8 protein-coding genes and 1 pseudogene are annotated in these 12,587 nt (G+C 61.3%); 1 reads left to right on the top strand and 8 read right to left on the bottom strand.

What is annotated here, in order from left to right:
* Positions 1 to 34 precede the first annotated feature (34 nt).
* A pseudogene (tssC, locus tag LDZ21_RS14850) lies at positions 35 to 1,590 on the top strand (type VI secretion system contractile sheath large subunit).
* A 471-nt stretch (positions 1,591 to 2,061) separates the two neighbouring features.
* Here the strand turns inward: tssC and LDZ21_RS14845 are convergent.
* The 8 genes from LDZ21_RS14845 to LDZ21_RS14815 form a co-directional block, all read right to left on the bottom strand.
* Entirely contained in the window at positions 2,062 to 2,610 is a 549-nt protein-coding gene (locus tag LDZ21_RS14845) for a hypothetical protein (protein WP_244795589.1), read from the bottom strand.
* 277 nt (positions 2,611 to 2,887) lie between these two features.
* On the bottom strand, positions 2,888 to 3,400 hold the full coding sequence (locus LDZ21_RS14840) for an OmpA family protein (protein ID WP_244795588.1): 513 nt from the start codon (positions 3,398 to 3,400) through the stop codon (positions 2,888 to 2,890).
* Between the two features lie 61 nt (positions 3,401 to 3,461).
* Positions 3,462 to 4,322, bottom strand: a complete 861-nt coding sequence (gene tssJ / locus LDZ21_RS14835) for a type VI secretion system lipoprotein TssJ (protein ID WP_244795587.1) — start codon at positions 4,320 to 4,322, stop codon at positions 3,462 to 3,464.
* A gap of 32 nt (positions 4,323 to 4,354) precedes the next feature.
* A complete protein-coding gene (gene tssG / locus LDZ21_RS14830; protein WP_244795859.1) occupies positions 4,355 to 5,320 on the bottom strand; it encodes a type VI secretion system baseplate subunit TssG in 966 nt (321 codons plus the stop codon).
* Positions 5,321 to 5,397: 77 nt separating this feature from the next.
* Positions 5,398 to 7,209 carry a type VI secretion system baseplate subunit TssF gene (gene tssF / locus LDZ21_RS14825; RefSeq protein WP_244795586.1) on the bottom strand — a complete coding sequence of 604 codons (1,812 nt, stop codon included), beginning with the start codon at positions 7,207 to 7,209 and terminating at the stop codon, positions 5,398 to 5,400.
* Between the two features lie 71 nt (positions 7,210 to 7,280).
* On the bottom strand, positions 7,281 to 8,876 hold the full coding sequence (gene tssA / locus LDZ21_RS14820) for a type VI secretion system protein TssA (protein WP_244795585.1): 1,596 nt from the start codon (positions 8,874 to 8,876) through the stop codon (positions 7,281 to 7,283).
* A 16-nt stretch (positions 8,877 to 8,892) separates the two neighbouring features.
* Positions 8,893 to 8,997: a hypothetical protein gene (locus tag LDZ21_RS31550; RefSeq protein ID WP_483305515.1), complete on the bottom strand. Its 105-nt coding sequence runs from the start codon at positions 8,995 to 8,997 to the stop codon at positions 8,893 to 8,895.
* A gap of 39 nt (positions 8,998 to 9,036) precedes the next feature.
* Positions 9,037 to 12,585, bottom strand: coding sequence for an ImcF-related family protein (locus LDZ21_RS14815; protein WP_244795584.1), 3,549 nt, complete (start codon positions 12,583 to 12,585; stop codon positions 9,037 to 9,039).
* Positions 12,586 to 12,587 lie beyond the last annotated feature (2 nt).

Below are 12,587 nucleotides of genomic sequence, written 5' to 3'. Positions count from 1 at the left end.
CCCAACCGACTCCGCATTGCAGACAAGACATACCATGAGCAAAAATCCTTCCGCCCGCCCGAGCGCAGCAGCCGACACCGTCGTGCTCGACGCCCCGCAAGACGCGCAGGGCGACAGCGTCTACGCGTCGCTATGCAACAAGATTAATCTGCACCCGGTGGCGCAGGCCCGTCCGCTCGAAGCGTTCCGTGACAACGACATGCTTTCGGAGGCATCGGCCGACGAACGTCTCGCGCGCGGCATGGGCGCGTTTCTCGATCTGGTGGCGCAAGCCAGCAAGCCCGTCGACCGGCTGGACAAGTCGCTGCTCGATTTCTTCATCGGTCAGCTCGACCGTCAGATCGGCCGACAACTCGACGCGGTGATGCACAACCCCGAATTCCAGGCGCTCGAAGGCCGCTGGCGCGGCCTCAAGATGCTGGTGAGCCGCACGGATTTCCGCAAGAACGCGCGCATCGAAGTGCTCGACGTCTCGAAGGAGGCGCTCATCGGCGATTTCGAAGACGCGCCCGAACTGATTCAAAGCGGCCTGTACCGTCTGACCTACATCGAAGAGTACGACACGCCGGGCGGCCAACCGATCAGCGCCATGATCAGCGACTTCGAGTTCGCCAACTCGCCGCAGGACGTGGCGCTGTTGCGCAATATCTCGAAGGTGGCGGCCGCCGCGCATATGCCGTTTATCGGGTCGGTAGGCGCGGCGTTCTTCGGCAAGAAGTCGATGGAAGAGGTCGCGGCTATTCAGGACATCGGCAACTACTTCGACCGGGCCGAGTACATCAAGTGGAAGAGCTTCCGCGACACGGACGATGCCCGCTACGTCGGTCTTTTGATGCCGCGGGTGCTGGGCCGTTTGCCCTACGGCAAGGACACCACGCCCGTGCGCGCCTTCAACTATGAGGAAGAAGTCAAGGGTCCGGACCACGACCGCTATCTGTGGGTGAACGCCTCGTTCGCATTCGCGGCCAACATGACGCGCAGCTTCGTGAACAACGGCTGGTGCGTGCAGATTCGCGGCCCGCAGGCGGGCGGCAAGGTGGAAGATCTGCCGGTGCATCTGTACGACCTCGGCACCGGCGTGCAGCCGAAGATCCCCACGGAAGTGCTGATCCCGGAGACGCGCGAGTTCGAGTTCGCCAATCTCGGTTTCATCCCGCTGTCGTTCTACAAGAACCACGACTTCGCCTGCTTCTTCTCGGCGAATTCGACGCAGAAGCCCGCGCTTTACGAAACCAAGGAAGCCACCGCGAACAGCCGCATCAACGCGCGTCTCCCGTACATCTTCTTGCTCTCGCGCATTGCCCACTACCTCAAGCTGATTCAGCGGGAGAACATCGGCACAACCAAGGACCGGCGTCTGCTCGAGATCGAGTTGAACAACTGGATCAAGGGCTTGGTCACCGAGATGAAGGATCCGGGCGATGAACTGCAGGCATCGCACCCCTTGCGCGAAGCAAGGTGATGGTCGAGGACATCGAGGACAACCCGGGATTCTTCCGCATCAAGCTGTTCGTCGTGCCGCACTTCCAGGTTGAAGGCATGGATATCGGCCTGTCGCTGGTGTCGCAAATGCCCAAGGCAAAGAGCTGATCGCACGCCCATCGCAGCCTTGACTGCAATGCATGGAGCCGAAGCGCCGGCGCAGCCTTCAAGGTTGCGCCGGCGTTCTTGCTTGCGCAGAATGCCCCCGGCACGCTGCGCGTTGTCAACAGTAAACCGTGCGACAGCGCACTTCGATTCGTAATAATCGGCGATGCCGGTGTAACCGCTCGCGAGACGCCGACCTTCATGTTTGGCCGCAGCGGCCTCAAGCGTTGGAATCCATCCGCATGCGTGTAAAGCGCCGATTGCCGGACACAGCACCAGAGGGACAGCCGTGGCCGTCGAGTAGTGGGGCTATACGCGCAACCCGCTCATGCATGTCGTCACACCTGAAGCGATACCGGAGCTTGACGCCAGCGACCTCGTCGAGGCAAGCAAGGCCGCCCTCGCGTAATAGGTTTTCGAACCGCTGCGTCAACTCGTTGCGCGTGCATTCGGGACAGGTGGCCGTCCCTCTATTCAGGACGGGAGCGCTGCGTTCGAGTTGATGGCCACCAGCACATTGGAATCGATAGACGACCGTATTGTCATCCACTGCGTGGGCAGCAGCGTCATGCCACGCCCGCTCGCCGCATCAGCCAAACGCAGCAGCATCGCGGCGTTTCTCAGTTGTTGTTTTGAGAGTGGCATCCTTGCTCGGTCAAAAGATACGTCGCCTGAATACACCGGTCGTTTATCCTGCATATCGTAGCGCCTGCGCTTCTTGGCACGCGTCGTAATCTGAAGACCGGCGCAGTACGGACACCCAATGACCCTGCTTAATAAGCTTTGGCATCGATTGTCGGCATGACATCGTCCGCCTTTTGCGGAGGCCGCCGCCTGAAGTTGTTCAAGACCGTCGCTGAGCGACCGAACTTGCCGATGGCATTTGATGCACCATTTACCCTCCCTGATCGAAAGGCCCGATGTTTTCCACTCGTGTTCTCTTGCGCAGCGCAGACGATATCGTTCATCGAGCCTTGTGAAGGTTCCGCGAAGCGCCGCGCCTCGTCCTGCGACGGAGGTCATGCATGCTGCGCGGATTGTATCGATCTCACATTCAATGCAGAGGAGAGATTCCACGTACAGAACGTGCTTCGCGGCGCGCTTGAAGCGATGGCCGTTTGCACACGCGAAATCGTAGATCGCTTGAGTGCCCAGCCATTCTTGCGAAAGGCAGCGCCAACTGAGTTCCTTGCGCGAGCATTCAGCTTGGCGACATACGGACTGCTTTCGTTAATCGACGGATTTGAATTCATCGGATAGCTTTGCGACTCAAGTGCAAACGACCGGTAACGACTGCGCCTCAGCGTTTCGCCCGGCCCATGATCGCATCGAGCGATTCGCCTACCACAACAATCTCCGTGCGGCGATTCTTCGCCTGACCGTCTGGCGTGTCGTTGCTCGCCGTCGGCTTGTCGTACGCAAAGCCCTTCGTCGCGATGCGCGAGGCGGAAATTTCTCGTTCCTCCAGCGCGGCGGCGACCGTCTGCGCACGTGCTTCCGACAGCGCCTGGTTGTACTCGTGCGTACCTGTGTTATCGGTGTGCCCCTCGACGATCACCGACTTCTTGCTACGCTTGATCAACACGACCGCGCGGTTCAGCGCGGGACCGGAATCGGCACGCAGCGCGGACTTGTCGAAGTCGAACAGTACGCGGTCCGGCAGGCGCACCTGCACGCCTTCCTTGATCTGCGTGACCTCGATGCCGACTTGCTGGTTCAGGGCGACTTCGTCGTCGCGGTTTGGGCCGATAGCGCAAGCGCTCAGCAGCGAGATGGAGAGTGCACATCCTGTGAGTGAAAGAACGTTCTTCATGTCCTTGATCTTTTATTGATGATCGAATGAGATAAATGCCGTCGCCGGCTCAAGCGCGTGATTACTTAAGAAGCAGCCCCGTTGCGCTTCGTATGGCCGCGCTCGCGCTCGTCTTGACGTTCGTGACCGAGGTCGTGGCAGCATTGACGTTTTGCACCGCAGCCTTGGCGGGTGCCGATGAATATCCACCCGTGTCGGCCGCATTGCCGAGTGCCGCTGCATGGTTCTTCACTTCGTTCATTGCGTTGTTCGATGCGCTGCTCCCCGTGCCGCTCGAAACGTCGCTCGCCGCCATACCCGGCGAAGCCTTCGCCACGGGTGTCGACTGCTGAGGCGCATCGCGCTTGACGGGTTTCGGGTTTGCACCTTCATACGCCAGCGTGTTGTTTGCCACGTGGACCTTGACCGGATCGGTGTCCTTCCACTGCTTCTTCGGGATCAGCACCTTCCACACGCCGTTGCTGTTCGGTGAGCGGAAGAACGCGACGACACCGACGTATTCCGCGTCCTTATCCATCGGCTCACTCACGCTTGCCGCAGCGCCCGGTTTCACTATGACGTCCCTGGTGGCAAGCAAATCGGCTTTGAGCAACTCGAGATCGTTGTTCTGGAGCTGAACGTATTCGAGCTTCGCGAAGGTCTGCGAATCCTTGAGCTGATAGAGCCGCACCACCGTCGAGAGCGACTGTCCGCCCGTCGTCTCGTTGGTCGCCGCGCGCGCGTCGAGATCGACGTTCATCGTCTTGACCTGTGTGGTGAAGAGCCACTGCGCCGCGCCTACGGTAGTGTCCCTGGTGGCTTGCCATGCACCGCAACCGGCCAGTGCGAGCACGCTCGCGGCGCAGGCCGCGGCGCTTGCGGCATTTGCAAAGCGCGCGGACGATCGACCCGCGCATGACATCATGACTTTCTTGTGCTGCATCGTTCCTTCTTGCCTCAGATGATCGATTCGATTCATGCGTTCGACCCGTTCCAGCGGCCCAGATGAACGCGTGTGATGTGCTGATTCTTGTGTTGCGCGGATGATGGGGGCAACTGACTCGTCAACCCCAAACTCGTCTGCCTGGACACGAGCACGGGATCGGGCATCAATTCGGGTCGCACATGCATCTCCAGATGCGCCTCACCCTCATAGCCCAGATAGAACCGCAGCAGCGCCATGATTTCCCGATGCGCCGCGTGTCCTGGCGTCAGACTGAGCACCGTCTCACGCGTGTCCGGTGTGATGATCACACGCACTGCATTCGAGCGATCGTAAAAGCCGCGCCCGAGCAGACACTGTTCACCAAGCGCCGCCGGTTCGAAGTCATTCACCTCGCGCCATACGGGGAAGAACTCTTCGACCTGCACCTTTGCATCAGGGACCGCGTGCTGCAGGACGCCTGCGAGTCCCTCGGCCGTGCGCGTCTTCTGTGCGACCACGCCCAACATCGACATGAGCGTGCGCGGGTCGACGCCGGATTTGGCACGTTGATCGTGCGCTGTGTTGAACCCCAGCCCTACGTAGCTCAATAGATAACGCGAAACCGGGTCCGTGCCGCCCTGCCGGTAGCCCACCGGATAGCGATACTTGCGCCACACGCGATACAACTGCGTGACGATGCGGTGATGGAACACATCCAGAAACGCCGCAAGCGGCTCCGCGCCATCGCGGTTCTGCGCCACTTCATCCACGAAATACGACGGCATGCGCGCATCGACGCCATATAACCCGAGGAAGGTCGTGCGCACTGTCGGTGGCGCTTTTTTATCTTCGTTGTCGTCGTCAAATTCGACGCAATCGATCTCGCTGCCCGGAAAGCCCAATCGCGCGCGCGAGCGGAATCGCACGGGCTCCGTCGATGGCGAGTCGGTCGTACCGATCGGTGCGGCATCGGGCGCGGCCAGTTCGATCAGTTCGCAGAAGCGGAAGAAGTTCATCCGCGTCGCGTCATCGAGCAATGCGGGTAATAGCTCGCGTTGCGTTTCTCTTGACGCTCTGATGCTGTCTGGCGCGCTCAAAACGGCGCTCCTTCACCCTTGGTCTCCGGCCACTCGATGCGCTTGCCCGTCGGCTGTGACACGATCACCAGCTTCGTGTAAAGATTGACCGTCGCATAGAGACCGAGGAAACGGTTGAGCATCCCGCCGAACAGTTCGATGTCGCCATCGCCCGCGAAACGGCTGCTGTCGAGCGTCACCATGATTTCCACGCCACGCATCAGCCCGCCCTTCACCAGCTTGTTCAATGGCCGATGCTTCACATCCGTGATCGCTTCAACCCGTCGCCGATTCAGTTCACCCTCGGTCCAGTCATATAACGCGAGCGAACCGCGCAGAATTTCTGCATCGAGCAACGACAGGTAGTTCGGCGCCAGATGCGACAGCACGCGCCACTGGAACCGGTCACCCGCCGGCGGATACACGGGCAAGGTGGGCGCCGTCAGATTGCGTACCGAAGCCACGTTGGTGAACCCACCGCGCATGCGCGTGATGCCCGCCTCACGCAGCGCCTTGCGCGGCAGCATGCCGTTGGTGCCGGTGACTTTGAGTGACAGCGTTTCTTTCGGCAGCGTTTGTGCTTTCTCCCACCCATGACCGCCCAGTACGATCCACGCATCGAACCGTCCCGAAGGGCCGCGGCGCATGTGCGTGTGGAAGTAGCGTTCCGGGAGCTGATGACGCAACATCCCGCCGCGATGCTTGAACGCAGCGAACGGCACATACTCAAAGCGTTTGCCCTTCTCGAAGACTTCGACCGTATCGACCGAATAAATATCGACCAATGCGCCCTGCTGCCCGCTTGCGCGCACGCGATACTCCGTCTCGAACTGCGTGACCTTGACGGGGTCGGCGGCGACCGAGAACAGGTTGATCACCGGCGTGCAGTACAGACGCACGTTCTCTTCGGTAAAGCGCATGTCGTCCGGATAGGGTTTATCCAGCACCACTTCGACGTCGAACGATCGAACCGACGCCGGAATCGCTTTCATGTCCAGACCGAGCATATCGATAAACATGAACTTCTCGGGAAACGTGAAGTATTCGAGCAGCAGCTGATAGCCGCCGAAGGCGTTGTCGGCTTTGGGCCACAGGCGTTCCTGCGGGGAGAATCCCGCGGGCGCGAGACGCAGGCCCGGCATCGCCTGAGGCGTGCCCGGTCGATCCTCAGGGAAACCCGGCACGCGTAGCTGCATGGCGATCGGCTTGGCGGCCAGTGCGGCGTAAAGCGCGAGCGCCACGGGCCGGTCGGCGTGCAGATAGAAACGCAATCTCGGCACCTCCAGCCGATCACGCTGCGCCTGCTCCTGAATGGCGAAGCGAAAGCGGATCACCGAGCGGCCGTCTTCGCGCGCATAGGTACCTGCTTGCGTCAGCGTCAGCGGGTACGCGTCGACCGCTTGTGTGGTGCGATAAACGCACGTGGTCTGCGCATCCCCCGCGCTCGTGCCGGTCTGAATCGGATCGGACGTCGCCTCCAGCCCCGCATCGATGATTTCGTGCTTTTGTAGCACACCGACCGTCGGTCTCAGTTCGAGGATGGCCAGCGACGGAATCATGCGCAGGTAATGCGGCCAGAGCATGCTCACCAGCCCTTCTGTGAGTTCCGGCAATTCGTCGTCCAGTTTGTGACGCAATCGCCCCATCAGGAACGCAAAGCCTTCGAACAGCCGTTCGACGTGCGGATCGCGCTCGCCCAGGCGATCGATGTTGAGTTCCCGTGCACGGTCCGGAAACGCGCGGGCGAACTCGGTTCCGGCCTCGCCCAGGTAGCGCATCTCCGCTTCATAGTAGCGCAGGATTTCGTTGTCTTTAGTCGGAGATGACATTCAGGCTTTCTTTAGTCTGGTGTGCTTCATTCTTACGCGCTTCATTCTTACGTGCTTCATTCTTACGTGCTTCAGGCCAGCGCGACCGCGCGAGCCGGATCGATGGCCGTGAGATCGCCAATCAGCGCGTCGATGCGCGTGCCAATCGCGGCCCTGTCGGCATCCTTGCGGTTCAGGCGAATCTTGAGGATGCGCAGCAGATGCTGCTTCACTTCGAACGCCAGCGACGGCTCCCAGCGCGCGAGTTGATAACGCAGCGCATCGGCGTCGAGCAGGGTCAGCAAATGCACGGCGGTGTCAGGCCGTTCGGCACGTTCGCACACGCGCGCCATCACGAACTGACGGACGAAGCGTTCGCGCTCGCCGCCCGAGATCGTGGTCGCGTCATCCTGTCTCGGCAGTCGTTGCAACCAGGCGAGCGCCGCATCGAGCCCTTGTTGGCTGGCCAGATCGTTTGCCTGCGCTTCGGTCTCGGCCCAGTCTGTGCCGGCTGCGGGTACGCTTACCGGCGCGGCAACCTCTCCTCGTTCGAGGTCACGCACGGTCGCATAGCGCGCAATCCATTCGAGCGTCGCGTCATCGGCGAAGGGCGAGCCATCGGAGAACAGCAAATGTTCAAGGCCCGGCAAGCGTTCGAGCATCAGCGCGCAGTCGGTGGCGGCCGTCTCGCGCACCTGCGCGTACTCGCCGCCCGCCTGCTCCTGAGCCACGAAGGCGTAGTACTGCAAGTCCAGCCAGAAGTGATTTGCGCCTTCCGCAAATGCCGATTCGACGCGTTCGAGCAACTCGGGCCACTGCTTTTGCAGAAGCAAACGTTTGAGGTTCGCGCGCAGTTCGGTGCGCGGCGCGAGCAGGCGCGTCTTGCCACCGGCCTCGAAGGGCGGCGCTTCGGTGAGCGTGTCCCAGCGCACGCAGCGCATCAGACGGTAAGCGGCCAGATATCCCTGCGGCTGCTCACGTAGGAACTGCGCCATCTGGCGCGCACGATCGAGCAGTTCGCGCGTCGAGGTGACTTCCGATGCGGCGGGTAGACTGGCGGACGATGCTGAGATCGGTGCGTCAGAAGACGACGCACCCTGTTCGGCCTGAGGTGACTCAACGCGGCCCTCGAAGCGGCGGAACAGCGCCGCCAGCGCCGGACGCTCCGCTTCGGGCCAGGTGACGACGCGCTCGTCGATCAGCGCCAGCGCCGAGAGCGTGCGTTCGAGCAAATCGCCGGTCAGCCCCTGCACGTTGTCGAGCCGGTCGGCGAAAGTGCTGCCGCATAGCCATTCGAATGCCGCGCGGCGCGATGCTGCGCGTGCTGGCAGCAGCGTGTCGTCGAAGCGATCGACGAGTGACGCCAGCAACTCGAAGCCCGATGCGACACCTTCCGCGCCATCACGGCGCATGCGGCCGTAGACATAGTAGACCGCGATGCGCACGTCCTTGGCGCGGCGTTTGAGCAGCCGCTCGGACGACTCGATGATGAGCGCATCGTCGACGTTCGAGAGCTTGGCGACTTCTTCCTTGATGGCCTGGAAATCGTCGTCGTAACCGGGGTCGTCACCAGTGGGGGCATCCGCGCGGATGGGCCGCAGCCAGTCATCCCACTGCGCTTGAGCGGCGCGCGCAAGATCGGACGGCTCACGCGTGCCGAACAGCGCCTTGAGTAAATTCGTGAACATGGGAAGCTGAAGTCTTTTAGTTTGAATGATGGCGCGACTCAGCGAGCCGGTCAGCCCGGATCACCGTGGGCGCGATAAAGATCAGCTTGCGCACGCTGTGTTGCGGGCCGTGCGACTGCATGTGCATGTCGCCTCGCCTGGCATGAGCGGCTCGCCAAGCTCATAAAGCACCTCGTGCGGCGGGCAGCGGCGTTTCCGCTTGCCTCGCCGCTTCGATTGCCGCTTTCGGCAGCGGCGGCGGACCATCGGCCATCTTCACGCCCTTTGGCAAGGTGTCGCGCTTGATGAAAATGCGCGAGGGCATCGCGAAGCCCTTGAGGTCGAGCAATTCCAACGGGCCCTTACCCACATCGGTGCGCATCATGTAACTCAGCGGATGCGTGATGTCCGCTGATGTATTGGCAGTCGGGCCGTGTGCGGTCAACGCGTCCTGATCGACCGCGTCGGTCGTCTTCGGGGCATAGCGCGTGTCCTCGAACTGCGCTTTGGCCTGCCAGGTCAACTGATAGGTTGCGGTATCGATCGGCTCGACGTGCGCGCGTTCCAGCATGCGCACGAGTGCCCAACGACCCGGGAATTCGAAGCGCTTGTTCGTGCCCGCGGTCTCCGTCTGCCACTCCAGACGCGTGCCCGCACTCTGCGGATCGTTGGTCGGCCACGCCATGCCGCTCCAGGTTTCGATCTGGTTGTAGTAATGCAGCTTCTGCGCGTCGATGGTGAGCAAGGTATCGGTGATGCCCGGCTGCGGGATCGGCTTGAGTTCAAACCGGTACGACGGCTCGCCTTGCGCGAACATATGTCCGGCGATACGCTGTAGCGTGTTGATCGCCTTCAGAAATGCCGGATCTATCGCCTGGGAGACACTGCCTGAACTTGTGCCGCCTGCGACCGGTACCCACTGGTCGCCCTGCAGTTGCAGCACGCCCGCCAATTGCGTGGCGAGGAACGTGTCGATCAGACCGCCCTGCGGACGCAGGAAGCGCGCAAGCTCCGGCAGCGACGCATCGTTCGTCGTGTTGGCGAACGGATAGCGTCCAGCGAAGGACTTGTTCCAGCTCGCCTCAACGCTTTGCTGCCAGGCATCGTTCAGGCTGGCCTGTGCTGGTTGGATCACCGTTTGCGTCGCTTGCGAGACGGGTCGCACGAATAACTCCGCGCCCATACCGGCCCACTGTTCGCCCAGACTCGCGGCGATCAATTGCGCGTAAGAGAGCGTGTCGGCCAGTTCCGAACCTTTGCCCAGGAAGAGCGATTGCGCGATTAGCCGGGCTTGTTCGTCGGAATCCGGACTGTCGCTGATTTGCTGCAGCTTCAGCCGCAAGGTGGTGATGCGCTCGGTGAAGCGCTCCAGACTTAGGTCGCTTCGATTAGCGGCTGCCGCCGCTGCTGCTGCGGCAGGTGTGTTTGCGTTGGCTTGCCCCACGAGACGTAACACGGGCCCAAAGTATCCGCCCAGCGGTCCGGCAGGGTCCGCCTTGGCGGTCTGCGGCACGTCATCCTTCTTGCCAAACACGCTCTGCGCTTTACCGACCAGTGTGTCGGAGAGCGATGCGTGTTGGGCGCCGGCGCCACCCTGGTATTCCAGCGATTTCATCAGCGCAATCAGCGGCGACTGACGCGCATCGGCGATCAACTTCAACTGGCCGATCGCGGCCGGCAGCGTCGGGGCAGCGTCGCACCGCATGCTGTTCATGAACGACTGCCAGTGCTCGGCGTAATCGGTGAAATAGCGCGCGCGTAGGGCCGCACGTAGGGCGTCTGGCGTTTGCGTGCTGGACGCGTCAGCACCCGTCGCGTTGTTCACGTTACCCAACACCCAGTCGCTTGCCACGCCGTTGTGCTTGGCTGCCTCGTCCATGGCGGCTTCAATCGATCCTTCCCATGCCTGGCGCGTGTAGACACCGGCAACGGTGGCTGTGGTGCGAAACAGTCCACGGGTGTCCGTGCCGGCGGTGAGCGAGGCGAGCGTTTGATCGGGGTATTTGTGACCGATGGAGGCGAGTACGCTCTGATAGAGCGTGTCCTCGGAATTTTTGACACCAATTACCGCCAGCAAGGTGGAACGCGAGGTCGCGATAAGCTCCTCGCGTGGCTGGATGCGCCACTCCGGATGCGACTGCAGGTGTTCAGCCCAGGAGCCGAGCAGGTGTTGCGACAGGTCGAGCTTCTCGCCCGCGGTAAGGCTTGCGGTCGGGTTCCAGTACTGCGCGAGTTGCGGCGTCATGAAGGCCGCATCGGCGTGCTGCGGCTCGGCCATCATGAGGTACGTCTTGAGCGCCGCCTGGCCACTTTGCGCGATGTGTGTCGCCTGATCGTCGAGATCGGTCGTCGGCATCTGGCCGAGATCGACCAGACGCGCTTCGAGTTCCTGTTGCACCGGGGCGCTGAGCAGCGTGCGGCTCGCTTTGGCGAAGGGCGTCCACAGCGCATCGAGCACGGCGCGGTCGTGATTCAGGCCGAAGCGGGAGAACAGCGGCGCGTGGTGCTGTACGCGGTATTCGTAGAAGCCGATGCGTTGCTGAAGCGCGGACAAGGCACGCAGGCGTGTGGCGGCATCGGGCGCACGGTCGAGGGAGCCGATGGCCTCATTCGTGAGCACCATCTCATGAGCGTTGGTGATGCCTGACGCGGCCATGCCTGCGGCAATGATGCCAAGCGCACTTAGCACGAGCGCGGAGAAAATTGTGACTGGATGAAAGCCCGTCATGCGGCCCGTTTTCCGTTTTGTGCCCTCTGCAAGATAGCGCCACAGAGCGAACTGATCGGCAGCATGCTTATCGAGTTTATCCGCCTTGGTGGCCGCCCACGACGAAAAGAATGCGCCAGCGACCGGAAACGGGTGCCGCTGCCACATCGACAATTGAACGATCCACTGCGCGAGCGCTTGCGCCCGAGTGTCCAATCGCTTCGAGAGTTGCGACAAGAAGCGCTCCCCGAGGTCGTGACCGAGTTGTTTGATCCCGAGATCGGCTAGAGAATCCCGCAACGTCAGGAGTGCGCTCTCAATAACGGATTTATCCGTCGAACTGGTAAATTCGCTTCCGATCACAAACGTTACATCGCTCGCGGTCGATTCACCTGCGAGATCAAGCACAAAGATCGGCGCAGCCCAATTCAGTACTTCGGTGATCCGCGCAAGCGTTCTGTCCCACCCCAGTTCCTCGTTCAAGTAACTCGACAAGGCTGCGGCGCCGTCCAGCGTCAAAACGATGGCGTCAACCGGACGATTACGACGAAGCTTTCCGATCTTTCTTAGCCAGGCGACATCGCTGCTTTCGTTATTCCACAGCAGAACGGCAGAATCGGTAATCACATATCCGTTCTCGGCAAGCTCCGGCAGCAAGCGACGCACGGTAGGCTCTTGCCCCAACACGAGAAGCCATGGCAGGCGATAGTGCCATCGCCAACCGTATTGCTGACGCATGCGTTCGTGCAACTCTCGCAAAGGATCTTCATTCGGTTCGGGTGTCGTCGTTACCGTATCGATTTGTGCTGAACCAATTTCACGCAGCACCTTTTTTTTGCGTATGTGCCGACCCACCACAATCTTCGCAAGGGTGACCAGCAGAAACACGATAGCCAACGCTGCGACCGCGAGCCACCGTGCCAAGATGGAGTCCAAACCGGCTTCGCCACCCTTGAACAGGATGACGACAGCGGCAGCGGCAGCAACGGCCAATCCGGCCGCGAGCGTGAAATTCAAACGCATAA

The organism is Caballeronia grimmiae (assembly GCF_022879615.1).
GTDB classification, from domain to species: Bacteria; Pseudomonadota; Gammaproteobacteria; order Burkholderiales; family Burkholderiaceae; genus Caballeronia; species Caballeronia grimmiae.
The sequence above is the reverse complement of the archived record's forward strand: the minus strand, read 5'-3'. Positions and strand labels throughout refer to the sequence as shown.